At 37.8% G+C, this 25,099-nt stretch carries 21 protein-coding genes and 1 pseudogene; 21 read left to right on the plus strand and 1 reads right to left on the minus strand.

Features of this window, described 5'->3' with window-relative positions; translation table 11 throughout:
• Positions 1–557: 557 nt before the first annotated feature.
• The 8 genes and pseudogenes from VER_RS09400 (at position 558) to VER_RS09430 (ending at position 12,434) form a co-directional block, all read left to right on the plus strand.
• Positions 558–6,521, plus strand: coding sequence for an ESPR-type extended signal peptide-containing protein (locus VER_RS09400; RefSeq protein ID WP_162100570.1), 5,964 nt, complete (start codon positions 558–560; stop codon positions 6,519–6,521).
• 4 nt (positions 6,522–6,525) lie between these two features.
• A complete protein-coding gene (locus VER_RS09405; RefSeq protein WP_162100571.1) occupies positions 6,526–6,969 on the plus strand; it encodes a hypothetical protein in 444 nt (147 codons plus the stop codon).
• Positions 6,970–6,981: 12 nt separating this feature from the next.
• Positions 6,982–7,071, plus strand: a pseudogene (locus VER_RS10485) (hypothetical protein); the annotation flags it as partial.
• Complete coding sequence (locus tag VER_RS09410) at positions 7,069–7,449, plus strand: YadA C-terminal domain-containing protein (RefSeq protein ID WP_304941397.1); 381 nt, start codon at positions 7,069–7,071, stop codon at positions 7,447–7,449. The pseudogene VER_RS10485 and the gene VER_RS09410, both read left to right, overlap by 3 nt.
• 260 nt (positions 7,450–7,709) lie before the next feature.
• Complete coding sequence (locus VER_RS09415; protein ID WP_162100573.1) at positions 7,710–8,567, plus strand: MerR family transcriptional regulator; 858 nt, start codon at positions 7,710–7,712, stop codon at positions 8,565–8,567.
• A 498-nt stretch (positions 8,568–9,065) separates the two neighbouring features.
• Positions 9,066–9,341, plus strand: a complete 276-nt coding sequence (locus VER_RS09420) for a metal-sensing transcriptional repressor (protein ID WP_115309838.1) — start codon at positions 9,066–9,068, stop codon at positions 9,339–9,341.
• 220 nt (positions 9,342–9,561) lie between these two features.
• Positions 9,562–11,631, plus strand: a complete 2,070-nt coding sequence (locus tag VER_RS09425; protein WP_202922157.1) for a cation-translocating P-type ATPase — start codon at positions 9,562–9,564, stop codon at positions 11,629–11,631.
• Positions 11,632–11,762: 131 nt separating this feature from the next.
• The gene (locus VER_RS09430; RefSeq protein ID WP_162100574.1) at positions 11,763–12,434 is read left to right on the plus strand and encodes a DsbA family oxidoreductase; all 672 of its coding nucleotides are present in this window, start codon (positions 11,763–11,765) and stop codon (positions 12,432–12,434) included.
• A 131-nt stretch (positions 12,435–12,565) separates the two neighbouring features.
• Here the strand turns inward: VER_RS09430 and VER_RS09435 are convergent, their stop codons facing one another.
• The gene (locus tag VER_RS09435) at positions 12,566–13,141 is read right to left on the minus strand and encodes a hypothetical protein (RefSeq protein ID WP_162100575.1); all 576 of its coding nucleotides are present in this window, start codon (positions 13,139–13,141) and stop codon (positions 12,566–12,568) included.
• Between the two features lie 401 nt (positions 13,142–13,542).
• Here VER_RS09435 and VER_RS10470 point away from each other — a divergent pair, with 401 nt between their 5' ends.
• The 13 genes from VER_RS10470 to VER_RS09500 all read left to right on the plus strand — a co-directional run bounded on the left by VER_RS10470 (position 13,543) and on the right by VER_RS09500 (position 25,030).
• Entirely contained in the window at positions 13,543–13,671 is a 129-nt protein-coding gene (locus tag VER_RS10470; RefSeq protein ID WP_255494051.1) for a hypothetical protein, read from the plus strand.
• 172 nt (positions 13,672–13,843) lie between these two features.
• The gene (locus VER_RS09445) at positions 13,844–14,374 is read left to right on the plus strand and encodes a cysteine hydrolase family protein (protein WP_162100576.1); all 531 of its coding nucleotides are present in this window, start codon (positions 13,844–13,846) and stop codon (positions 14,372–14,374) included.
• 680 nt (positions 14,375–15,054) lie between these two features.
• A complete protein-coding gene (locus VER_RS09450) occupies positions 15,055–15,648 on the plus strand; it encodes a MarR family winged helix-turn-helix transcriptional regulator (RefSeq protein WP_162100577.1) in 594 nt (197 codons plus the stop codon).
• Positions 15,649–15,698: 50 nt separating this feature from the next.
• Entirely contained in the window at positions 15,699–16,022 is a 324-nt protein-coding gene (locus VER_RS09455; protein WP_162100578.1) for a multidrug efflux SMR transporter, read from the plus strand.
• Between the two features lie 377 nt (positions 16,023–16,399).
• Positions 16,400–17,989, plus strand: a complete 1,590-nt coding sequence (gene nikA, locus VER_RS09460) for a nickel ABC transporter substrate-binding protein (RefSeq protein WP_162100579.1) — start codon at positions 16,400–16,402, stop codon at positions 17,987–17,989.
• Positions 17,990–18,101: 112 nt separating this feature from the next.
• On the plus strand, positions 18,102–19,046 hold the full coding sequence (gene opp1B / locus VER_RS09465; protein WP_162100580.1) for a nickel/cobalt ABC transporter permease: 945 nt from the start codon (positions 18,102–18,104) through the stop codon (positions 19,044–19,046).
• The gene (gene opp1C / locus VER_RS09470; RefSeq protein WP_162100581.1) at positions 19,043–19,867 is read left to right on the plus strand and encodes a nickel/cobalt ABC transporter permease; all 825 of its coding nucleotides are present in this window, start codon (positions 19,043–19,045) and stop codon (positions 19,865–19,867) included. The genes opp1B and opp1C overlap by 4 nt, the downstream gene beginning before the upstream one ends.
• Positions 19,864–20,748 carry an ABC transporter ATP-binding protein gene (locus VER_RS09475; protein ID WP_162100582.1) on the plus strand — a complete coding sequence of 295 codons (885 nt, stop codon included), beginning with the start codon at positions 19,864–19,866 and terminating at the stop codon, positions 20,746–20,748. Before opp1C ends, VER_RS09475 begins: the two co-directional genes overlap by 4 nt.
• Entirely contained in the window at positions 20,742–21,518 is a 777-nt protein-coding gene (locus VER_RS09480; RefSeq protein ID WP_162100583.1) for an ABC transporter ATP-binding protein, read from the plus strand. Before VER_RS09475 ends, VER_RS09480 begins: the two co-directional genes overlap by 7 nt.
• Before the next feature lie 545 nt (positions 21,519–22,063).
• A complete protein-coding gene (locus VER_RS09485; protein ID WP_162100584.1) occupies positions 22,064–22,549 on the plus strand; it encodes a ferritin in 486 nt (161 codons plus the stop codon).
• Between the two features lie 377 nt (positions 22,550–22,926).
• Positions 22,927–23,400: a CtsR family transcriptional regulator gene (locus VER_RS09490; RefSeq protein WP_162100585.1), complete on the plus strand. Its 474-nt coding sequence runs from the start codon at positions 22,927–22,929 to the stop codon at positions 23,398–23,400.
• Positions 23,401–23,405: 5 nt separating this feature from the next.
• Complete coding sequence (locus tag VER_RS09495; protein ID WP_162100586.1) at positions 23,406–23,948, plus strand: UvrB/UvrC motif-containing protein; 543 nt, start codon at positions 23,406–23,408, stop codon at positions 23,946–23,948.
• 11 nt (positions 23,949–23,959) lie between these two features.
• Positions 23,960–25,030 carry a protein arginine kinase gene (locus tag VER_RS09500; RefSeq protein WP_162100587.1) on the plus strand — a complete coding sequence of 357 codons (1,071 nt, stop codon included), beginning with the start codon at positions 23,960–23,962 and terminating at the stop codon, positions 25,028–25,030.
• Positions 25,031–25,099 lie beyond the last annotated feature (69 nt).

A 25,099-nucleotide genomic window follows, 5' to 3' on the forward strand; every position in this document is an offset into this window, starting at 1 on the left:
TATTGAGAGTTAATATTCATGATGATTATTTTGAAAAAAGAATATAAAAATTAATATAAAATGAATTTAAAATAAAAATAAATATAAAAAATATTTATATAATTATAGATTTATAGCTGTTTTGCTGAATAAATTGATATTTGCATATTATGAAAATATTATGATAAAATGGACGAGAAAAAATTAAATAATGGTGAAAACTAAGAAAAGTTATTTTGACTTAAAAAAATCTGTGGTTATCTATTAGGCTATATGAGGTAATATCGATTGTTTTTGATATTTTATACATTTTGATAGGAAAGTGTAGTTGTAAAGTATCTTTTCATACTAAGACAGTTATTTTTATAAAATATCATTATACGGTTAATGGATTATTAGTAAATCATAGTTAAACATAGTTAATGTAGGGCATTAGTTCACCAGTAAATTTCAGATGTTTTATCAGGTAATCAGAGCCTGTGGGGGTGTGATATAACTATAAATTTACGTTAGGCAGTTCATTGTTTAATACAAATTTTAAGAATTGAGAAGGTTGTGTGCACAGGGAGGTAGAAGATTTGAATAAGATTTATAAGATCGTATGGAGTCGTACAAAACATTGCTATGTAGTGGCATCTGAATTTGCAAAAGGACATACGAAGAGTAGTAGTGAGAAAACTAGCGGGGCTTTTAAATTAGGAGCGACTTTGGCTGCAGTAGCCTTGTTAGGAGGGATAGGTGTACATAGTTCGGTACTAGCGGTTGCAGAAGCGGGGTTAAATGCTAAGGCTTCAGGTAAAACGGCTGTCGCTATTGGTGACAGTGCTATTGCATCAGGTCAACAAGCTATTGCTATTGGTGGATCTGATGCAGGAGCTAATGTTACGCAAGCAATAGGTAAACAAAGTATTGCCATTGGTGGTAATGTTCGTGTTGATGGCTATGGAACTATAGGCATTGGCGGCGATGATTTAAGAACTTTTAGGGGTTCGGATGAGTACAATAAATTAGGTAGCACTACTCAATGGGTGTCAAACCAGTATACTGAGTATAACGATAATCCAACATATGGTAATGGTGATGGTGCTATTTTTATAGGTATTCGTTCTATTGGGTCTGGTCATGGTGCCGTTACCTTAGGCTCTTTGAGTCAAGCTACGGCTAGTGTTGCTACCGCGCTTGGTATGGGGGCAAAGGCCAATAAAGTTGCTTCCGTGGCTTTAGGGGCGGCTTCGGATACCAATAAAGACGCAGCACAAGTTAGCAATGCAACGATTAAAGGCAGTACATATAATTTTGCTGGTACTATTAATAACACGCCAGGCGCAGTGGTATCGGTTGGTAATAGTACTGTACAACGGCAGATTATTAATGTAGCACCAGGTGCTGTTACGGCTACGAGCACTGATGCGATTAATGGTTCACAATTATTTGCGGTAGCTAATAATATAACCAAGACTACAGTGGCAGTAGGGAGCGAGAGTCTTACACTTAGTACAGCAGATACTACGGCTACCAATGGGCTTCTTGCTTATATAGTAGATTTGTCTTCAACGGCTAAATCGGCTATTGCTGATATTCCGACAATTAAAAGCAATTTAGCGTCTACTGCATCAACAGCAACTGCAGCGAGCTCAGCGGCAGTAAGTGCAGCGAGTAAAGCAGATGCAGCAAACACAGCGGCAGCAAGTGCGAATACAGCTGCTTCAACTGCACAGTCTACAGCTAATGCTGCACAAACAACAGCTAATGCTGCAAAAGCAGTCGCTGATACAGCTGTTCAAAACTTAACTGTGGGCACAGATTCTGCTCATAATGGGACTGGTGTTACGTTAACAAAAAATAATAATCGACTAGACATTGTAGGCTTAGGTAGTGTAACTACGGCTGTTTCTAGCACTAATACAATTAATGTGGGGCTAACATCTTCTGCTGAAAGTTCAATTGGAGCAGTGGCTGGGATTAGTACAGCGGTAACAAGAATTGATGGCACTGTCACTAATATCAGTTCAACTGTCACAAGGATTGATAGTACTGTAAGTACAATTCAAACTGATTTATCGACTGTGAAAAATGACTGGGATACAGTAAAGAACAGTGCTACTAAGTCTGTTCAAGAATTAAAGGTTGGCGCTGGTACGGGAACAACAATTACTCTAGATAATAAAACCAATACTTTAGATATTGTAGGTGCTAACAGTAATGCTAATATTATTACTCAGGTAAATGGTCGAAATATAGCTATCGATTTATCGGATTCTTTCAAAGCACAGATACATAATTTAGAAAACAAGTCTAATGGCTCATCTGTTACCTATGTAACGAATGATGGACAAAAAGTTGTAAAAATTGACAATGCATTCTATCCAGAAGGAACTACATTAGATAAAGATGGTAGACCAGTTGATGCGCAGGGAAATCAAGCTCAACCAACCGATGTAAAACCAGAGGAAATTAAAGTAACTGTCGGTGATGATACAGCCCGTCAAATTGGCAATGTAGCGAGTGGCTTAGATGGTTTAGCTGCTGATTCTAATACAACGGCAATTTCGGCTACTGAGGCAAAAACTGCGGTAGGGGGCGCTGATGGTAAAGGTGGATTACTAGGAAAAACGGGTAAGGACCTTAATAATGTAGCTACGATTAAAGATCTCCAAGCAGTGGCACAAGCAGGCTTGAATTTCACAGGCGATACAGTGGGAGCAGATAAGAATAAAGTTACTGTACATCGCCCACTTAGTGATACATTAGCCATTACAGGTGGAGTAGCTGAGGCTGGAAAGTTAACAGATGACAATATTGGCGTAGTAGCTGACGAAACAAATGGTTTAACTGTAAAATTAGCTAAGAATATCGATTTAGGTGCAGACGGTAGCTTGAACTTTGGTAAAGATGTAAGCCTAACGCCAGGTAAAGGTCTTTCCTTTACTAAAGACGGTGGTACAGCTGTATATGGTCCAACTGGCACAACCTTAACAGACAAAGAGGGCAATACAACAGTTACAAATGCAGCTGGCTCTACATTAAAGGACAAAGATGGTAATAAAACAACCGTTACTGGCAATGGCATTACGATTAATCCAAAAGAAGATGGTAAGGGCAACGTATCCTTAACTAAGGATGGCCTCGATAATGGTGGCAATAAACTTAAAAATGTAGCAGCTGGTACGGAAGACGGTGATGTAGTAAACTTTGAGCAATACAAAGAGCTATCTGATAAAGTCGCTGATATGGGCACTAATTCGCCATCTAAGTTAGTTGATAATAAGGGTAATGAAGTAGTAAAAATCGGGGATAATTACTATCCAGCAGGAACAACAAAAACTGAAGATGGCAAATTTGTAAATGCTAATGGGGAAGTAGTAGAGCCAATTGACACAACTACGACTCCAATTTCGGCGGCTACGAACACACCAAATAGCGGCTTAGGTATCCAATTAACAGATTCTACAGCACCGATTGCTAATGATGGTGAAAAAGGAGCGAATGCGTTAGTTGGTGGCACAGCTGGCGCCGATGGTGTTAAAACAGGTGGCTTGTTACAAGCAGCAGGTAATGATTTGGCTAAAATTGCCACTGTTGGTGACTTGCAGGCTGTAGCCCAAGCTGGCTTGAACTTCATAGGCGATACAGTGGGAGCAGATAATAATAAAGTTACTGTACATCGCCCACTTAGCGATACTTTAGCTATTACTGGTGGTGTAGCTAACAGTGAAGATTTAACTGACAAGAATATTGGCGTAGTAGCTTACGAAACAAAAGGCTTAACCGTAAAATTAGCTAAGAATATTGATTTAGGCACAGACGGTAGCTTGAATTTTGGCGACAATGTAAGTCTAACGCCAGGTGAAGGTCTTTCCTTTGCTAAAGATGGTGATACAGCTGTATATGGTCCAACTGGCACAAGCTTAAAAGATAAAGAAGGCAACACAACAGTTACGAACGCAGCTGGCTCTACGCTAACAGATAAAGAGGAGAATAAAACTGTTATCAGCGCTAAAGGCACAACAGTAACTGATAAAGAGGGCAATACCAACACATCTACATCTAAAGAAAATAAATTGGCTGATGATAAAGGTAATAGTAACACAGCGAATGCAAGTGGTGTAACGGTTGAAAAGACTGTTGATGGTAAAACAATTAGTAATTCTTTAACTGCTGATGCATTGACAACTAAAGGTGCTGACGGTAAAGAAACATCTGTAAAAGCAGATGGCATTACAACAAATGGTAACATTACAGCCACAGATACAGCTGGCAATAAAACAACCGTTGATGGCAATGGCATTACGATTGATCCAAAAGAAGATGGTAAGGGCAACGTATCCTTAACTAAGGATGGCCTTGATAATGGTGGCAACCGTCTCAAAAATATCGGTGCCGCTGAAAAATCTGGCGATGCTGTAACATTTGACCAATTCAAAGCATTGGAAAAGAAATTTAGTGCGGCTGGTGGTATGACTACTGTTGATGAAGATGGAGATAAAGTAGTAACCGTTGGAGATAGACAGTATAAAGTAGATGAGAATGGCAATCCGTTGTCCGCTGATAAAAAGACTAAATTAATCGAAGTGGATGGTAAATACTACAATCCATCTGATGTAAATGAAGATGGAACACTTAAGGACAATGCACAACCTGCTGATTCCACCGTAAAAGGTAATACAGCTTTATCTTCTGACGCTCCAACAAGCGGTTTAGGCTTGACAAAAGCTGTAAAAGGCGATGATGCGAATGGAATTCAAGCTACAGGACCTATTGATGCAACTACAGCTAAGAATGTAGTTGGTGGCGCAGATGGTAAATCTGGGTTGCTCGGCAAATCTGGGGCGGATCTTAACAAGATTGTAACCGTTCAAGATTTACAAGCTGTAGCCCAAGCTGGCTTGAATTTCACTGGTGATACGGTTGATGCTGCGGGTAACAAAGTTAATGTACATCGCCCATTAAGTAACACATTGTCTGTTACTGGCGGTGTGGTTGATGAAACATCCTTAACTGACAAAAATATTGGTGTTGTGGCAAATCAAGATAATGGCTTAACTGTAAAATTAGCTAAGAATATTGATTTAGGTGCAGACGGTAGTTTAAAATTTGGTAATAATGTAAGTCTAACGCCAGGTGAAGGTCTTTCCTTTACTAAAGACGGTGATACAGCTGTATATGGTCCAACCGGCACAACCTTAACAGACAAAGAGGGCAATACAACAGTTACAAACGCAGCTGGCTCTACCTTAAAAGATAAAGAAGGCAACACAACAGTTACGAACGCAGCTAGCTCTACATTAACAGATAAAGAGGAGAATAAAACTGTTATCAGCGCTAAAGGCACGGTCGTATCTGATAAAGCGGGCAATACCAACACATCTACCGCTAAAGAAAATAAATTGGCTGATGATAAAGGTAACAGCAACACAGCGAATGCAACGGGTGTAACGGTTGAAAAGACTGTTGATGGTAAAACAATTAGTAATTCGTTAACTGCTGATGCATTGACAACTAAAGGTGCTGATGGTAAAGAAACATCTGTAAAAGCAGATGGCATTACAACGAATGGTAATATCACAGCTACAGATACAGCTGGAAATAAAACAACCGTTGATGGCAATGGTATTACGATTGACCCAGCTGGTGAAGACAAAGGCAACGTATCCTTAACCAAGGATGGCCTTGATAATGGTGGCAACCGTCTCAAAAATATCGGTGCCGCTGAAAAATCTGGCGATGCTGTAACATTTGACCAATTTAAAGCATTGGAAAGAAAGTTCAGCGCTGCTGGTGGCATGGAAACGGTTGATGAAAATGGTGACAAAGTCGTTACTATTGATGACCAGGTATATAAAGTCGATCAAGATGGTAATCCAGTAGATAAAGATGGTAATAAGCTAAAAGAGGTAGATGGTAAATACTACAATCCAGACGATGTAACAGACGATGGTAAGTTGAAATCTGCTGATGCTGAACCAGCTAAATCTACAGCTACTGGTGATACATCACTATCTTCTAATGCTGGTGCTAGTGGATTAGGTCTTACTAAAGCGATAGATGCTGATAAAGATAATGGCATTGAAGGAACGGGGCCAATCTCTGGAGAAGATGCTAAAAAAGCATTGGTTGGTGAAGATGGCAAAGACGGACTACTTACTATTAGCGGTAAGGCTCTTAATAAGTTAGTCACCGTCCAAGATTTACAAGCTGTAGCGCAAGCTGGTTTAGATTTTGCTGGTGATGATGCGAATGATGTTCATCGTCCATTAAGTTCTAAATTAACTATTACAGGTGGTGTAACTGAAAAAGCTGATTTAACGGATAAAAACATCGGGGTCGTACGAAATGAAACTGGCGATGGTTTAGAAGTTAAATTAGCTAAGCATATTGACCTTGGTGAGGATGGCAGTATTAAACTTGGCGATAAAGTGGCTCTTGATGGCAAAGATGGTTTGACTGTTAAAGGTGACGATGGCAATAGCGCCGTATATGGTGGCAATGGCTTAACGTTGACTGATAAAGACGGTAATAGTAGTTTCAACGTCTACAAGTAATACCTTGGCTGATGATAAAGGGAATTCTAATACGTCTGATGCCACAAGTAATGCAATTTCTGACGGCAAAGGCAACAGTACGTCTAATTCTGCAGCTGGTACTACGGTTAAGGATGATAAAGGAAATGAAACCAGTGTCAAAGCTGATGGCGTAGTTACTAAGGACAAAGAGGGTAATTCTTCTTCTATGAAGCCAGAAGGTGTTGAAATTACTGATAAAGATGGCAATAAGACCACAGTAGATGCCAATGGTATTAGCTTAAAAGACAAAGATGGTAATGCGCTTGTAACTATCGATAAAGATGGTTTAAGTGGTAAAGACGGTGCGCCAGTTGATTTTAAAAATGGTATTAATGTACCAGGGGCGTTAACTGTTACGCCAGCAACCAAAGATGCTAATGGGAATGTGGTTGACCCAGTCATTGATGCTCATGGTAACCGCATTTAAAATGTAGGTAATGGCATTTTACCAACAGATGCAGCTAATATTGGTCAATTGGAAAGTGTTCGTAATGACATGAAGAACCATAGTAATAACGTTGGTTCCATGACGGCGGCTCTCGCAGCTCTTAACCCACTTCCATATATTGGCGGTGAAAAAGGTCAAATTATGGCCGGTGTAGGTGTTTATGAAAATAAACAAGCGGTAGCACTAGGTTATGCGTATACGCCAAATAGTGATCAACAATACACCTTAGGCGTATCCTATGGTGAAGGTGGTAAAACGATGGCGAATATGGGGGCTACGTTCCGGATTGGTTCTGGTGACGGGGCTACTACCTTGGCTGAACATGTAAAAGCACAAACAAGCAAAGAATACGAGGCTAAGTTAGCAGATGTTAAAGCACAAAGTGATGCTAAGATTTCTGATCTTCAAAGCCAAGTAGAAGAATTGCGTCAATTATTATTAGCTATGAAACAAGGGTAATCTTATTATTGACGTAACGATAAAGACCTCGAGTCCGTAGGGATTCGAGGTCTTTTCACTAGCTATATTCAAGAGAAGTATATGTTATAATAAATATATAAATTTTTACTACACTTTACTATAATATGATTAAGATTAAAGAATTATAGGATTATAGGATTATAAGTTTAAAAGCTTAAAAGACTATAAGACTACAAGATTACAAGATTACAGGGTTGTAAGCTTATAAGGAAATATAGTTATTAAAAAGGAGGGTACGTATGCATGAGGATTTAATCAGTATTAGTGATATGGCGAAGCTACATGGCTTAACACGGCCTACGCTACTTTATTATGACTCTATTGGCTTATTTTCTCCTGTATATGTAGCAGATAATGGTTATCGGTATTATAGTCGTATTCAAATTCCCTTACTCCGTGAAATTTGTTTTCTGAAATCACTAGGTGTTAGTTTAAAAGATATTCAAAAACATATTAGCCAGCGTGATCCTGAAGCAGAATTGCAGTTATTAGTAGAACAAGAAGGTAAGATTGAACGGGAATTGCAAGAATTAGGCCGTAAGCGTTTAGCCTTGCAACAGCGCCTCTATATGTATAAAGAAGCGGTTATTGCCGTTTCACAGCCACAAGGAACGCCTTTTTTACGACATTATAAGCCTCGTAGTATTATTTCTCATCCGTTTCAGGCTACGGCCAGCGGTGAAATTGACCGGCAAAATATCCACTTAACGGCGATGGAATTATGGCGTGATTTATATAGTCATGAATTTTTGCCAGCTTATAGCTTTGGCACGATTTTAAAAGCAGATGCATTGGGAACAGCGAATCCATTAAAAAATGGTGGTTGTTATATTCGAATTCCTGTGGAGTCTACGGGCTTTGAATCTACGTTAGTGACTTTGCCAGAAGGTACTTATGTATGCCGCTACAAACGGGGTCGTCCTAATGATGTGACGGTTCTTAACGAATTACTCCGTTGGATTGAGGGGGAAGGTTACGAAGTGTGTGGCGATGTGGTAGATGCGTGTTTCTTAGATACGACTTTTGATGAGGAACTGCACGATGAAGTATTCTCTATGTTGCAAGTACCTGTGAAACGGAGCCATGAAAGTGTATAGACAAATGTCTTTTTAGAAAGTTCATACAAATTTCATAGGAATTTTACAAAATAGCTATTGACTGTAAAGTTACTTTATAGTTTAGAATAACATCATAAATAAAAAATAATCTATAGAATCTATTATTTAGTAGATATTGAGAAAGGGAGTTTTTATTATGATGGCCATTCTAATCTTAATCAATCAATTGATCGAAGACTGGTACAAAGCACTATAATTTGAGATATCATTTCAGATGTTAGTGAGTGTAAGCAGCGAGGTAGCTTTTAAAATGCAGTTGAGTGAGAGCTATACAAACCAATTGAACAAGAAAACAAAAAGAGTATCGCAGTACGATGACTGACATCACATACTGCGATATTTTTTATTGTTTACGTATAGCAAAAAGTTAGTTGACGATGATTCTTTTTCATAGAAACCGCTTAACAACGCCTTTTTATTGACATTCTGCGCTATGAAAGGTATCATTAAATATAATACAATTAATGGAGGATACCTATGAAACAGTGTATGGATGCGGATAACTTACATCGCCGTTTGAAGAAGATTATTGGACAAGTACAGGCGATTGATCGTATGGTCGATGAAGACGTGCCATGTGAAGATATTTTATCGCAGATTAATGCTGCAAAATCTGCGCTTAACCGTGTAGGGCAGGTTATTTTAGAAGGCCACATTCGTCACTGTGTGCGCGATGGGCTTGAGCATGGCGATGTGGATAAAACATTAGATAAATTTACAAAAGCAGTAGAACGATTTGCCAACATGCAGTGAACGATTTGCCAATATGCAGTAATGGGCATATTGGCTGAAGTAGACGAAGTATACCAGTGGTATCTTCGTCTTTTTTATTTTTTATATTGACAACCTATACCCCTATGGGTATATAATGCATATATGGATATACCCCTATGGGTATAAAAAACGTTGACATATGAATAATCAATCATATAAACATGTAAGCATTATTTACTAAAGTATAGGAGGCAAGAGCATGGAAGCGGCCATTCGCAAGTTAGAAACAACTGTATTTAATAGAATTGAGCATATATTGGAATTAGGTGGTCTTAAAAAAGATGTCCTCTTGCTAGTGATTGGTGGCATTGCGGTGCTAGCTAGCTTATTTGATATACAGCCGTTTCCTTTTGATATTGCATGGTTGGCTATTATTTTATGTGGTTTACCTATTATGTTAGAAGCGGTGATTGGTTTAATTACCGAATTTGATATTAAAGCCGATGTATTGGTATCCCTAGCGTTGGTAGCCGCTGTAGCAACAGGTGAAATTTTTGCTGCTGCTGAAGTAGCATTCATCATGCAAATTGGGGCTTTATTAGAAGAAATTACAGTGGCTAAAGCTCGCGCCGGTATTGAAAAGTTGGTGAACCTAACGCCACAAGAAGCACGTTTACTTACACCGAGCGGTGAGCAAGTCGTGGCTGCTGAAACCGTAGCTATTGGTGATATTATTCGTGTCTTGCCTGGTGAAACGGTTCCCGTAGATGGTGAAATTATTTCAGGTGAAACGTCCATCAATCAAGCGGTATTAACAGGGGAATCGTTGCCCATTGATAAAACGGTAGGTGATACAGTAGCTAGTGGTACAGTGAATCAATTTGGTGCGTTTGACATGCGCGCTACTAAGGTGGGCGAAGATAGTTCCATTCAACGCATGATTCGACTCGTACAATCAGCAGATGCTGGAAAAGCAAAGATTGTTGGTTTGGCTGATCGTTGGGCTACCTGGGTGGTAGTTATTGCTTTAGTATCGGCTATTGGTACTTGGGCCGTAACTGGTGAAATTTTACGGGCCGTAACCATTCTTGTTGTATTTTGTCCCTGCGCTCTTGTATTGGCTACACCAACAGCTATTATGGCGGCCATTGGTAATGCTACTAAACATGGTTTTTTGGTCCGTGAAGGGGATGCACTGGAACGATTAGCCTCTGTTACTAAGGTGACGTTTGATAAAACCGGTACGTTAACCTATGGTACCCCGCAGGTTGTAGCTGTTGAAATGGTAGAGAATAAGGCCGTTTCAGCGAACGATTTATTGTCACGAACCAGGAACCCTATTCAAGCGATTTTTCAGATAACAGCTAGCTTAGAAGCTATGTCTGAACATCCTTTAGGTAAAGCGATTGTGGCATCCTATAAGGAGATGTTTAGTAAGGATATGCAAAACAGCGTAACTAATGACAGTAAAAATATTAATTTTAGTAATTTAGGTAATTTAGGTAATTTAGGTAATGGCGTTTCTAATTCTAATCAAGTTAGTCATACAACTCTAAGTGAAGCTGCGGCTTTATTTCCTTGCCGTGATTTTAAATTATTAGCGGGCCGTGGCGTAACAGGTGTGATTGGCGAACAGCGCATTTTAGCTGGTAATGAACGCTTGATGGCAGAACAGGGCATTGCTATTTGTGAGGATATTGAAATGAGGGCGCAACACTATTTAGATACAGGCAGTACTATCGTGTATGTGGCGATTGCGAATACCTTAGTGGGATTTATTGCTTTGGCGGATACCGTACGACCTGAAAGTGCTCTTATGATTGAGCGCTTACATCGAATTGGTGTTCAAACCGTTTTACTTACTGGCGATAATGAAAACTCCGCATATACGATTGGGAGTCAACTAGGCATTCGTGAAATCATTTCTAATTGCATGCCCGAAGATAAATTAAACTATATAGCACAACGCCAAAAAACAGGGCAAGCATTGGCCATGATTGGCGATGGGATTAACGATGCGCCAGCGTTAAAAAAATCTACCGTAGGAATTGCGATGGGGGGCGTAGGCAGTGACATTGCTGTTGATGCAGCCGATATTGCTTTAGTAGATGATGAAGTGAAAGAATTGCCTCACTTAATCGCCCTATCTAAGCGGATGATGAGTACCATTAAATGGAATTTAGCCTTTGCTATGATTTTGAATTTTACGGCCATTGGTTTATCCTTCCCTGGCATTTTGAATCCGGTAACGGGCGCCTTAGTTCATAATGCCGGTTCCGTTTTAGTCATCATCAACTCCGCATTGCTTCTAAAATGGCGCAGTGCATAATATAATAAAAGGTTCTTGAAACGATTTGCTTTCAAGGACCTTTTATTATTAGTGTTTAATTTAAAGGAGTTTTAAGGAGCGTGTCGAAATAGTAAAATATGTAAAGATATGTAAGCATAGAAAGGAATTATATGGAAATTATATATTGGTCAGATTATGCATGCCCATTCTGCTATATTGGACGTAATCATTTGGAAGCAGCGATTCAAAAAATCAAAGCAGAGCAATCCATTGATATTGCTGTAATCATGAAAGCCTTTGAATTAGATCCAGCAGCACCCACTGTTTGTGAAATGACAACAATAGATCGTTTTGCCCAGAAATATGGTTTAACTCGTGAGGTGGCTGAGGATAAAGTGAATGGTATTAATTTGATGGGGCAAGCTATTGGTTTAGATTTTAAATATGATAAAGCGCAGTCTACCAATACGTTTGATGCACATCGTTTAACAAAATGGGCACAGAGTAAAAGTTATGAAATTGCCGATGCCTTAGCTGAGCACTTATATGCCGCTTATTTCACGGAAAGTAAGCCGTTGGCTGACCATGAGGTGTTAGTGGCGGCGTCTAAAGCCGTTGGTTTGCCTGAAAGGGAAGCTCGTGCTGTCTTAGAATCTGAAGCATATGCTAGCGAAGTGCGTGAAGAAGAAGCTTTGGCCGCTCGTTATGGCATTCAGGCCGTGCCATTCTTTGTTGTTAATGATCAAGTAGCTCTACCAGGAGCTTTGCCTGTTGAAGAATTTGAAAAAGTACTTCGTGAAATGTTGGTGAGAGAACAAGAAACTAAAGAAAAAGCTCATTAAGTGACAATAAAAAATATGTAAAAATGAATACAATGTAGCTACTCAATCTAGAATTTAGTAGACAAAAGGACTGAACCTATAAATTGTTCAGTCCTTTTGTTGTATATGAAAATTATTTAATTGTGGGATAATTAGTAGTTCCAGCCGAACATAGCAAAGAGCGTATCTTTGATTTGTTCTTGTTCAGACATTGGGACATATTTTTCACCAAAATAAGAGCTTCTATAAAAATCTTTTAATATACCATCATAAATTAAGTTGCCATGTACATCATAATATTGTGCAGTAGAAGATGTATGCCAATTAACCGCATATTCCAAAGGAGATTTGCTGATTGCTACAGTAATCACGTCAGGTTTTACATCGCCACCACTAGTGTTACCAATCCATTGAGAACCTAATGGAGTAAACACATGCATAAAATTAGCTTTAACTTTACGATTTTGTGCTTGCCCACTAGCCTCTAAGCTACGACGATCTACATAGGTTGTATAATATTTGTTTGAAGATACTTCAATCCAACGCTCCCCGCGTTGAGAAGCTTTCATAGTGCCATCAGATGTTGTAGTTGTACCAGCTGGTATGCCTAAGGCACGGTCAAGTTTGTCTAAGGTTTTACTAAGCCAACTTGCATCTACAGGATTATACAAAGTTGCCATAAATAAAGGAATAAATAATACCGTTAAAATACGCATGAGCTGTTTCATGTAATCACTCTCCTAAATAAATAATACAGCTAATCTGCTAAACACTCCATTATATGAATGACTAAGTTAGAAACGTTTGTATTTTCAAAAATATAAGAAATTTTAGGGTAATTTAAAATTTTTTTACTAAGATTTTAGCACTAAAATCTTAGTTATTTTTGTAAATATACATTGTTTCATGATTTAGTCATATTTAGCATACCAAAAATCACAAATATATGATAATACTTTTTGTTAATAGTCGTACATAAATTAGGCAGGTGTATGTCTTAAAGTTATCATATAGGTAATCTGTATACGGAAGAGGTTGACCTGAAGTTAACTTCAAGGGCTATAGTTAATTTATAAACACAATATTTATAACACCATGTGTTGTTATTGCTGCCTCTGCTGATGGCTCTATGAAAACACCAACCTTATTTGCCGCACCAGAAGGTTTGGCTACGGATGAGCCACAGCGATTTGAATTGATCGACGTTTCAGCACAAGATGGCGGCGCTATTTGGGCCCGGTATAAAGTCATTCGTTAAAATAATAAAATCAACTAGCCGAGAATATACTGTAGTTAATAGATAATGTAACACACTGAAATCAATTGGCAATATGTAATGACTGAAATTAATGGGCATATGTATTATAATGAGGATAAGTAGTTCTATTATATATAAAACTTTCTGAGATTATGCGGAAAAGGAGCTAGTCATGGGGAAACAAATTCTAATCGTTGTAGACATGCAAAATGATTTTATTACAGGTACATTGGGGACGAAAGAGGCACAAGCTATTGTTCCAAAAGTTGCTGAAAAAATTTCTACCTTTGAAGGGGATGTGTATTTTACGATGGATACACATGATGAAACGTATGAAACTTCACAAGAAGGCAAGGCTTTGCCCGTGCTTCATTGCCAAGAAGGAACAGAAGGTTGGCAATTAGCACCTCAGATTATTGCAGCCGCACCGGTTGATCCTGAGAAAATTTATTGCAAAGGACAGTTCGGCTCTGTCGAATTAGCTGAAGATTTGCAGTATTTACATGAAGTAGAGCCTATTGATAGCATAGAGCTTGTGGGCTTATGTACTGATATTTGCGTGGTGTCTAATGCTTTAGTATTGAAAGCGTTTTTACCAGAAGTGCCGATTATTGTAGACAGCGCTTGTTGTGCTGGTGTTACGCCTGAAAAGCATGAAGCTGCTCTTGAAACGATGCGTAGCTGCCAAGTGAACATATTGTAATGGATATGTTCATTTAAAGTTAGATAACAAGTGATAAATAGAAAATAATAAATAGAGAATAATAAATAGAGAATGCTAAATAGTAAGTAATAAATAAAAATGCTAAATAGTAAGTAATAAATAGAAAGTCCTAATTCGTACCTTGACAATAGTCCTAATTCGTACTATAATTCATTTATTGGATTTAGTACGAAATGGGACTATTTTCTTTTTTGTATTTTGTTATCCGCTGGTGCTATCCGTATCGGTATAGGTGCAGATATAGGTAGAAAAATAGGTACAGATATAGTAGATATAGTAGATATTACAGTTTAGTACGAGTTAGGACTATAGGAGGTTTTGAGAATCCAGTAAACATGCGCCTTTTTAAATGCCTAGATAGTCCGAATTCGGATTTGAAAAAATCCCCTAAAAAGCAATATACACCTCTTGCTACTACATGGAAAAATATCTATATGAAAGCATAAGCTATTCACAGTAAGGCTGCATTAACAATTCACAGTAAGGCTGCGTTAATAATTCACAGTATGGCTGCATTAATAATTCACAGTATGGTTGTGTTAATTATTCACCGTATAGTTTTAGTTACTCATCCTATGAGTGCTTGAGTCCTTAGTAAGTGAAGTAGCCAGGCATAGGGAGGAGTTTACTGTTAGAAAGTAAAAGGAGTGTCATACAGTATGGAACATCTATATAAAGAGCAAATTACAGCAATGGGACGTTACTTTGGTCAGATTGTCGAATTATATGCAGCTTGGGCGAAAACCAAGGGCATTAGTTATAATAAATTAGCTGTTATAGTTACTCTATTTTATCAGCCTTACGGAACGCAGAGCCAGGTATGTACTGAATGGGCGATTCCGAAGCAAACGGTATCTACTATTTGTAAAGGCTTGGAGAAGGAAGGACTTATCCATTATTTGCATATTGCTAACGATAATCGAGAAAAGTGTATGGCTCTTACTAAGGAAGGGCAGGTAGCTTTTCGACCACTCATGAAAGAGTTACAGGCTATTGAAACACAGGCACTGACGATAATGGGTGAATCTCAAATTCAAGAATTATTGCGCAGTATGCATTGCTTTATTGAGGCTTTTAAGGCTGGAGCAACACAAGTGGCAGCACAAGAAGGCACAGCACAAATTGTAGAAGAACTTATATCACAGGACACAAAACAAGTCGCAGCACAAGCCAAAACTCAGCACGCAGAACAAGCGGCCTCGCAGGATGATAAGACGCCAACAACAAAAATTGTTTCAAAAGCTAATGTATAAGTTATATGATAGATGAATATAGGTAAATATAAAGATACAGGAAGGATACTATGATTGGTTATATTTTTTTAGGCACTGCTATTGTATTAGAAATTTTCTCCACGTCCATGCTTAAATTATCGATGGGGTTTACTAAACTGATTCCGTCTATTATTTTTGCGGTAGGCATGAGCGCTTCGTTTTACATGTTGTCAAAGGCTCTTAATTTAATTCCTCTTAGTATTGCTTATGCCATTTGGTCGGGGATTGGTACTGCTCTTACAGCACTTATTGGCGTATATGTTTGGAAAGAAGAGTTATCCCTAACAGCGGTAGTTGGAATTGGGCTTATTGTAGTGGGGGTAATTTTATTAAATTTGAAAGGGGCACACTAAAAGAGGCTCTTTATTAATTATTGTAAAAATAGATATTTAAATTTTTGATAAGGAACACTAATTTCAGTGTTCCTTTTTTGATTGAGAGTAGATTTAAATTATTAGTTTTTGATAATAAATATCATATTAAAGGGTAGTGAAGCAAACCTATATATTAATTATATTTAAATAATATGGTTGTTATTTCTTATTATATTAATAGGGATAAACCTTAATGATATCGAAAATATTAAAATTAAAAATAAGTTATCATGTATTGTTGCTATAAGCTATATCCTCATGTTGACAATAAATGTAATTGTGAATTATTATCAAAATATATAGTTATGATTTATAACATTGGTCTATATTGAAGAAAAAAGTTGAGGAGTTGTACTATGAGATTAAAACGACTTGTATGTGCCGCCTTATTGACAGTAAGTGCTTTTGGCATTTTAGGCTGTGCAGGAACGACGGGTGATCAAGCCTCCCAAGGTGCGAAAAGTGACCAGCTCACATTTGTTAATTTCCGTGATGTGCGTGACTTAAATCCCCATTTGTATGCAGGTGAAATGTATGCCCAAGAAATGCTCTATGATACATTGGTAGAGATTACGGATAAAGGCTATGCCCCTGCGTTAGCTGAAAGCTGGACCATTAGTGATGATGGGCAGACGTATACGTTTAAAATTCGCCCAAATGTAAAATTTAGTGATGGCGAAGTATTAGATGCTCATGCTATTAAGGCTAATTTTGATGCTATTTTTGAAAATAAATCACGCCATACTTGGCTTGAATCGATGAGCCTTATCGATAATTATGAGGCAACCGATGATTTGACCTTTGTGATTCATTTGACAAAACCTTACTATCCATTGCTAACAGAGCTTGGCGTAACCCGGCCGTTTGCTATGATTTCGCCAAAAGCTATGAAAAATGGCAGCACTAAAGATGGCGTTAATGAATATATTGGGAGTGGCCCATATAAACTAAAAGAAGTAGTAACGGATAAATACGCTATTTTTGAAGTAAATGATTTATATTGGGGTGAAAAACCAAAAATTAAAACTATTTTAGTTAAAGTAATTCCTGATAATCAAACACGTATTTTAGCACTTGAAAAAGGCGAAGTTGATTTAATTTTTGGCAAAAATATGGTGGACGCTGATGCCATTCGTAAATTTAAAGATCAAAAAGGCTTTAGTGTCGCTTTATCAGACCCTATGTCTACTCGTGAAATCGTTTTAAATACCACAAAAGCTCATTTAAGCGATAAATTAGTTCGCCAGGCCTTGCAACATGCGACTAATAAACAAGCTATCTCAGATGGTGTGTTCTATGGCATTGAAAAACCAGCAGATACTTTATATGCACCAACTGTACCGTATGCGAATGTAGGATTAAAGCCATATGATTATAATGTGGATACAGCAAAAACTTTACTCAGTTCGGCAGGCTACGTACTGGGGGCTGATGGTATTTTAACTAAAGATGGCACACCGTTAGAACTGAATTTGTTATATAACAGTGATAGTGTAACGGAAAAAGCTATTTCTGAATTTTTACAAGCCGAATATAAAAAACTAGGTATCATTCTTCATATTAAAGGGGAAGAAGAACAATCCTATCGCGATAATATGAAGTCTGGAAATTTTGACATGGTATTCAATATTTCCTGGGGCTTGCCATATGATCCGCAATCTTCCTTAGCGGGTATGCGTAAACCAGTATATGGTGACTATGCAGCACAACAAGGTTTAGAAGATAAAGCAGACATTGATGAGGCTATTACTAAGATTCTTACCTCTACTAGTGAAACCGAACGTCAAGAGTTGTATAAATTCGTATTAACTCGCTTACACGAAGATGCAGTGTATATTCCATTGACTTATGAAAATAACAAAGCTATCTATAACAATCGTGTGGAAGGCTTGCATTTCACCCAAACCTTATATGAAGTACCATTTAAGGATTTATCGTTGAAATAAGCTGAAAATAGTGAGTCCGTTTATACAAGATACAAGCGGTACTAGTTGTAGTTGTTGAGGCTGTTGTAGGAGTGACTACAATGGCCTCTTTCTGATTTAGGGAGGCAGTGCCATGAGGGCGTATATTATAAAACGTACATTGACGGCTATTCCCTTAATGTTAGCCATTTCATTTGTATGTTTCGTATTTATTAATTTAATTCCATCAGACCCTGCAGAAGTGGCGTTGCGTATTCGTCAAACGCCGGTAGTTACGCCAGAAGCTATTGCTCAGGTGCGGGCTGAATTAGGCTTGGATCAACCGTATTTAATTCGTTATGTGAATTGGTTGATTGCTTGTTTGCAGCTAGATTTCGGAGTTAGTTATATTAATCCAGCACGGACTGTGTTAGGGGAGTTTCAACGGTGCTTACCAGCGACTTTAATGTTGGCTTTTACATCGCTTATTTTTGTCGTAGGTTTGAGCTTACCCATTGGCTTTTTCTGCGCTGTTTATAAGGGTGGCTGGTTTGATAAAATCATGCGTGGCTTAGTGTTTTTAACAACCTCTATGCCGGCTTACTGGATTGGGTTACTGCTCATTTGGGTGGTGAGTATCAAAATGGATTTATTGCCTACCAGTGGTAGTGAATCGTGGCAACATTTGCTTTTGCCAGCCTTTACGGTGTCCTTAACTTACATTTCGACGTATATTCGTCTAATTCGCAATAATATGTTAGAGAACATGAAGGAAGATTATGTAACCTATGCAACCATTAGGGGGATTCGTCAACGAACGATTTTGACTAAGCATATTTTAAAAAATTCATTACATACTTGTATTATTGCCATCGGTATGAGCATTCCTCAATTGATTGCCGGTACCATTGTGGTAGAAAATGTATTTGCTTGGCCTGGTCTTGGACAGTTATGTATTAGTTCTATTTTCAATCGCGATTATCCAATTATTCAGACCTATGTATTATTTGTGGGATTCTTGTTCGTAGTGTTTAATCTATTATTTGACATTATTCAATACATTGTTGACCCACGCTTGAGAGAGGAGCGTGTTCAATGATTCGTTTATTGTTAAAAAATAATATGGTGGTAGGGCTTAGTTCCTTTATTTTACTCATTGCGTTAGCTGGAATTTTCGCGCCTTGGCTTGCGCCCTATGATCCGTATGAAAACAATATATTGATGAAATTTGCCCCTTATAGTGCGGAACATTGGTTTGGTACAGACCATTTAGGGCGAGATATTTTTTCCCGCTTAATTTACGGTATTCGACCGACTTTATTTTTATCGCTGTTAACTATGCTGGCCACTATTGGCTTAGGGGCTATTATGGGGCTATTGTCTGGTTATTTTCGTGGTTTTATTGATGAAGTGATTATGCGCGTTGTTGATATGATGTTATCGTTTCCCAGTCAAATTATGATATTTGCGGTTATTGCACTTTTGGGGGTAGATGTACAAAACATTATTATCGCCAATGTACTGATTAAATGGGCTTGGTATGCTCGTATGATACGGACCAATGTTATGAAGTATCGAGATAAGAATTTTATCCTTTATTCGCGCTGTATTGGTACACCGGAACGTTTTATTATGATTCGTCATTTATTGCCAAGTATTAGTTCTGAAATGGCTGTGCTAGCTAGTTTAGATGTGGGTTGGACGATTATTAATATTTCAACTCTGTCCTTTTTAGGCCTTGGCATTCAAGCGCCTTTACCTGAATGGGGGGCTATGCTGAATGAAGCGAAGAATGTATTGACGGTTAATCCGATTCAAATGTTGGTACCTGGCGTAGCCATTGTAGTATTGGTATCGGCGTTTAATTTGTTAGGTGATGCCATTCGTGATGCCCTCGATCCTAAGGAGGTACAGGAATGAGTTTGTTACGAGTGAACAATTTATCCGTGGTACATCGCAATAAAGAACGGGAAAAACAGATTTTACAAGACGTGTCCTTTGCGTTGGCCAAGGGGACTTGTTTAGGTATTTTAGGCGAGTCTGGTAGTGGTAAGAGTATGACGGCTAAGGCTATATTAGGTATATTAAGTCGTGATTTTACAGTCACTGGAGAGGCTATATTCCAAGGTAAAAATTTATTAGCTTTGAATGCGTTGGAACTCAGAAGTTTACGAGGCTTGGCTATTGGCATGATTATGCAAAATCCCATGACTGGCTTTGATCCTTTATATAAGATTGGTAATCAGATATTTGAAACGTTTGAAGCCCATAATTTATTTCCCCAGGCGGAGTGGCCGTCAAAAGCTATAGAAATTCTTCGAAAGATGCATATTCGAGAGCCCGAAGATACGCTTAATAAATTTCCGCATCAATTGAGCGGTGGTATGTTGCAGCGTATTATGATAGGCATTGCTATGGCTATGAAACCTGATATTTTAATCTGCGATGAGCCAACTACAGCGATTGATAGCATTACTCAGTATGAAATTATTAAAGAGTTTAAGGCGATTAAAGAATCCCATGATGTGGCAATGATTTTTATTACTCATGATATTAGTGTAATTTCCCATTTAGCAGATGAGATCATGGTGCTTAATAAAGGTCGTGTTGCTGATTATGGCACGTTTCAAGCGATTATGGAGCAGCCTAAGGATGCGTATACTAAGATGCTGATAGAACAGAAATTAGCTGTTGCGAATCGGTATAAAGAATTGTTGCATATTGCACCAAAAACGAATATAACACCAACAACGAATGTAGCACCAACAACGAATGTGGTTGAAGGAGGTGGCTTATGTTAACCGTGGATAATGTGGTGGTGCGCTTTCCTAAGCCACATAGTCAATTAATTTTCAAAAAAGAATATCAAACGATTTTACATGGTGTTACGTTTTCGGTTCGTAAAGGGGAATGTTTGGGAATCCTGGGGGAATCGGGCAGTGGTAAGAGTACGCTAGGTAAAGTGATTTGTGGTTTATTAGAACCCTATGAAGGGAGTGTTACTTTAGGAGGTACGGCTTTATATGGTAAAAGCAAATTGGTACCAGGCGTTTTATCGGTAGTGTTTCAAGATTATACGACATCCGTGAATAGTCGTTTTACAGTGCGTGAGATTATAAAGGAATCGCTCTTGGTTTTACAGCGACGAACGCGTACACAGATAGATTTTGAAACAGAGATTATGGAACTATTAGAGTTAGTCGGTTTATCGGCTGACTTTATTGATCGCTATCCTCATCAGTTATCAGGGGGGCAATTGCAGCGTGTATGTATTGCTAGGGCTATAGCGGTGAAACCAGAAATTATACTATTCGATGAAGCGATTAGCTCATTAGATGCGCATACACAGGTACAAATTATGGATCTGTTATTGAAAGTAAAAGCAATATATAATTTTACCTATATATTCATTACTCATGATTTGCCATCGGTTACCTATATGTGTGATCGCGTGTTATTTCTTTATAAAGGTCGGGTAGCGGAAGTGGTAGACGTAGAGGCTATTGGTACGGTACAAAGTGAGTATGCGCGTAAATTATTACATTCTATTTTAGATATTAAAGTAGAATAAAAGTAAACTAAAAGTAGAATAAAAGTTGAACAAAAGTAGAATAAAAAAAGAATAAAAATAGAATAGAAGAGATTTGATTTAAATATTTTATGATTGTCCTTTTACTCTCTGTGAAGGTTAACTTAAAGAAGTAAACGGGGGATTAACAATGTTGGGTAGGGGACATATAATAGATATCAAAATGTATATTTGAGAATTAATATCGAAAAGGAGTCAACCTATTAAGGTTAACTCCTTTTTCTTCACTATTATTTCATCTTAATTTAATCTAAGAAGAATATAGTAATCATAAGGAAAGGGTTAGTGAAGGAAATAAAAAAGAGAGAAGATGGTAATGATAAATAATCTCAAATTATCAATTAATTTTAAAAAATGAAAATTGAGACTAGATTTATAATTCTCGATGTGCTATAATAGCTTTGTAAGCAAGAATAAGTACTTACAAAGAATCAATTAAAGTTACTAACATAAGTTATAACTTTATTTAATCAAGTTTTTAATTAACATACTATATATGTATAAGAAAGGTTTTAGGTGACGTTTTTATGAATAAGAATATCGCAAAAGCATTAAATGAACAGGTAATTTTTGAATTTAACTCCGCATACTTATATTTAGCATTGTCTTTGGCAATGGCTGATGCTCGTTTCAAAGGTTTATCCGCTTGGTTGCGTTTACAATACCAAGAAGAAATGGATCATGCTTTCAAAATTATCGATTTCTTAGAATCCCGCAATGAAACAACTACTTTGGGCGACATTAAAGCTCAGGCTGTTAAAGAAGATAATCCATTGAAAGTAGCTCAGATGGTATATAACCATGAACAAGTAATCACTGGTAAAATCAATGAATTATATGCCTTGGCTACTGAGGAAAAAGATTATGCTACTGTAAACTTCTTGAACTGGTTCATTACTGAACAGGTAGAAGAAGAAGCAAGTGCTCGTGATTTGGTTGATGAATTCACATTTGCTGGCGATAGCCGTGCTAGCCAATTATTCGTGGATGCTCGTTTGGGTAACCGCCAATAATTTTAGCAGGTAAAGTGCCGTTAACTAAATTGACTTAGTGAAGTGCTAAGCGTATCTCAGGCTTCTAAGTGGAAGCATACTGATAAAAATTACACACAGCTTAATGGTAAGCTACAAAAGGGACGCTCTTAGGAGCGTCTTTTTGTATACTTTAAAAGTCAAAACAATAAAAAGTCAAAAATTTAAAAATAATTTGACTTTTTCTATTGACAAAAGTCAAAAAGTCAACTATCATATAGTCAAGGTTGAAAGAACAAAAGGTCAAAAGATTAGAAAGTCAAACTTCTAATAGACTGATAAACCGAAGTAGTGCAAAGAATGAAGGTAGCATATGAAAGATAGTGTAATGATAGATAAAAAGTTTGGAGCGATGATGTATGGGTATTTTAGCGGATCGTATTGAAAAGTTTATTTTAGCAAAATTATTAGAAGAACAAGCGAAAGAAGAGGGCATCGTGTTACGCCGTAATGAATTGGCTGACGAACTTAATTGTGCGCCGTCGCAAATTAGTTATGTATTGAGTACACGGTTCTCTAATGAGCGTGGTTTTATCGTAGAATCTCGTCGTGGTCTTGGTGGTTTTATTAGTATCACTCGTATTCCAGTGAAAGCTTTATTGGAAGCACCAAAACATGAGCAAGAGGTTGAAACAAATAATAAACCATTAACCATGGGCATTATTGATAATTCTTTATTCGAGTTGATGCAACAGAAATTGTTACACAAACGAGAGGCCGCTTTATTACATGAAGCGTTTGCTTTGTTGATGGAAGAGCCAGACAGAAAGACACGTGAAAATAAAGTTCGACGTTTATTTGAACAAGTCGTAGCCATGGTGAAGGAGGGGTAAGGTTTATGTTATGTGATAATTGTAAACAAAATGAAGCAACCGTGCATATGACACGGGTTGTGAATGGTAAAAAAACAGAACGTCATTTATGTAATGTATGTGCTGCCAAACAGCCAAATGATGGTTTTGGCAGTCAAGGCTTTATGAATTTTGGACCATCTTTATTAGATAATGACTTTTTTACTAATGATTTCTTTACTAATACGTTGTATCCCGATAGCTTATTAAATCCCCGTCAAGAAACGCGTTGTAGTCAATGCGGTATGACCTTTAGCGAATTTAATCAAACAGGTAAATTTGGTTGCGATCATTGTTATGATACATTTGAAGCTCAAATTGCTCCTTTGGTTAAACGTTTACAAGGTTCTTTATCCTATGAAGGACGCGTACCAAGTCGTGGAACAGGGGTGTTCAAAACAAAACATCAAATTAAACGCTTACGTCAAGAACTAGATAAAGCCGTTAAAGCAGAACAATTTGAAGAAGCTGTTCGTTTACGGGATGAAATTAAAGTATTAGAAGAATCATTAAATAAGGAAAATAAATAGGAGGTGTTACTATGTTAGACAAAATTTTAGATGAACCGTTAAGTAGTTGGCTACGTAGTACGGATCCTATTGGTGATATACATTCCCATATTGTATTATCAAGCCGTATTCGTTTAGCACGCAATTTCAAAGGCTTGCAATTTACTAATCGGAATCACGAAGCTTCATTAAAAGAGGTTGAAAGCCTAATGCGCGGTGTGCTTGGCACTTTAAAAGCCGCCGATGGTCGTGAGTATTCCAACATTAGTTTAGATAAATTATCAGACACAGAACGTGAAATCCTTGTAGAAAAACACTTAATGAGCCCTCAAATGGGACAAAAGTTACCGTATCGAAGTTTAGTGGTAGCTGATGATGCTTCAGTGGCTATTATGGTGAATGAGGAAGACCACATTCGAATTCAGACTATGGAATCAGGTCTTTGCTTACAAGAAGCGTTAGACCATGCGTTAAAAATTGATGATGCCATTGAAAGCAAATGTGACTATGCGTTTAATGAACGTTATGGTTATTTAACAGCTTGCCCTACCAATGTAGGGACGGGGATGCGTGCTTCAGCGATGTTGCATTTACCAGCTTTGGCCATGACGGGGCGCATTAATCGCTTAGTTCGCAGTATTACGCAATTAGGCTATTCAGTGCGTGGCTTATATGGTGAAGGCTCACAAGCGCTAGGTAATATTTATCAGATTTCCAACCAAGTAACGATGGGGATTAGCGAAGAAGATACAATTAGTCAATTGCAGAAAGTGCTTGAAAAATTAGTTCAAGAAGAAGTGAAAGCCCGCGAAGCTATTAAAAATGGTGATTTTGAAGCCTTTGAAGACCGTGTATGGCGTGCCTTTGGTACCTTGCAATATGCGCGACGCCTTTCTGGTGAAGAAGCGTTAGGTCTTCTAAGTGATGTACAGTTAGGTATGGATTTAGGTGTATTACCACAGCATTCAGCAGATGTATTTAATGAATTAGTCGTAACGACACGACCTAATTTCTTAAGTAAGTATGCTGGTAAAGAAAGTATGACCGCTGCTGAACGAGATAGTTATCGAGCTAAAGTAGTTCGTGATCGATTAGCGCGTTAATAATATAAAGTTAACACTATAAATTTAGAAATTAGAAATTTACGATTATGTCGTATAGATATGAGGTGA

Source organism: Veillonella sp. R32 (assembly GCF_010093125.1).
Taxonomy (GTDB): Bacteria; Bacillota; Negativicutes; order Veillonellales; family Veillonellaceae; genus Veillonella_A.

Coding starts and splice junctions, on each gene's coding strand:
- VER_RS09420 (WP_115309838.1), top strand. CDS start 9,066: ATGAAACAGTGTATGGATGCGGATAACTTACATCGCCGTTTGAAGAAG.
- VER_RS09455 (WP_162100578.1), top strand. CDS start 15,699: ATGATTGGTTATATTTTTTTAGGCACTGCTATTGTATTAGAAATTTTC.
- VER_RS09450 (WP_162100577.1), top strand. CDS start 15,055: ATGGAACATCTATATAAAGAGCAAATTACAGCAATGGGACGTTACTTT.
- VER_RS10470 (WP_255494051.1), top strand. CDS start 13,543: ATGAAAACACCAACCTTATTTGCCGCACCAGAAGGTTTGGCTACGGAT.
- VER_RS09410 (WP_304941397.1), top strand. CDS start 7,069: ATGACGGCGGCTCTCGCAGCTCTTAACCCACTTCCATATATTGGCGGT.
- VER_RS09425 (WP_202922157.1), top strand. CDS start 9,562: ATGGAAGCGGCCATTCGCAAGTTAGAAACAACTGTATTTAATAGAATT.
- VER_RS09485 (WP_162100584.1), top strand. CDS start 22,064: ATGAATAAGAATATCGCAAAAGCATTAAATGAACAGGTAATTTTTGAA.
- VER_RS09500 (WP_162100587.1), top strand. CDS start 23,960: ATGTTAGACAAAATTTTAGATGAACCGTTAAGTAGTTGGCTACGTAGT.
- VER_RS09435 (WP_162100575.1), bottom strand. CDS start 13,141: ATGAAACAGCTCATGCGTATTTTAACGGTATTATTTATTCCTTTATTT.
- VER_RS09475 (WP_162100582.1), top strand. CDS start 19,864: ATGAGTTTGTTACGAGTGAACAATTTATCCGTGGTACATCGCAATAAA.
- VER_RS09495 (WP_162100586.1), top strand. CDS start 23,406: ATGTTATGTGATAATTGTAAACAAAATGAAGCAACCGTGCATATGACA.
- VER_RS09415 (WP_162100573.1), top strand. CDS start 7,710: ATGCATGAGGATTTAATCAGTATTAGTGATATGGCGAAGCTACATGGC.
- VER_RS09480 (WP_162100583.1), top strand. CDS start 20,742: ATGTTAACCGTGGATAATGTGGTGGTGCGCTTTCCTAAGCCACATAGT.
- opp1C (WP_162100581.1), top strand. CDS start 19,043: ATGATTCGTTTATTGTTAAAAAATAATATGGTGGTAGGGCTTAGTTCC.
- nikA (WP_162100579.1), top strand. CDS start 16,400: ATGAGATTAAAACGACTTGTATGTGCCGCCTTATTGACAGTAAGTGCT.
- VER_RS09490 (WP_162100585.1), top strand. CDS start 22,927: ATGGGTATTTTAGCGGATCGTATTGAAAAGTTTATTTTAGCAAAATTA.
- opp1B (WP_162100580.1), top strand. CDS start 18,102: ATGAGGGCGTATATTATAAAACGTACATTGACGGCTATTCCCTTAATG.
- VER_RS09430 (WP_162100574.1), top strand. CDS start 11,763: ATGGAAATTATATATTGGTCAGATTATGCATGCCCATTCTGCTATATT.
- VER_RS09445 (WP_162100576.1), top strand. CDS start 13,844: ATGGGGAAACAAATTCTAATCGTTGTAGACATGCAAAATGATTTTATT.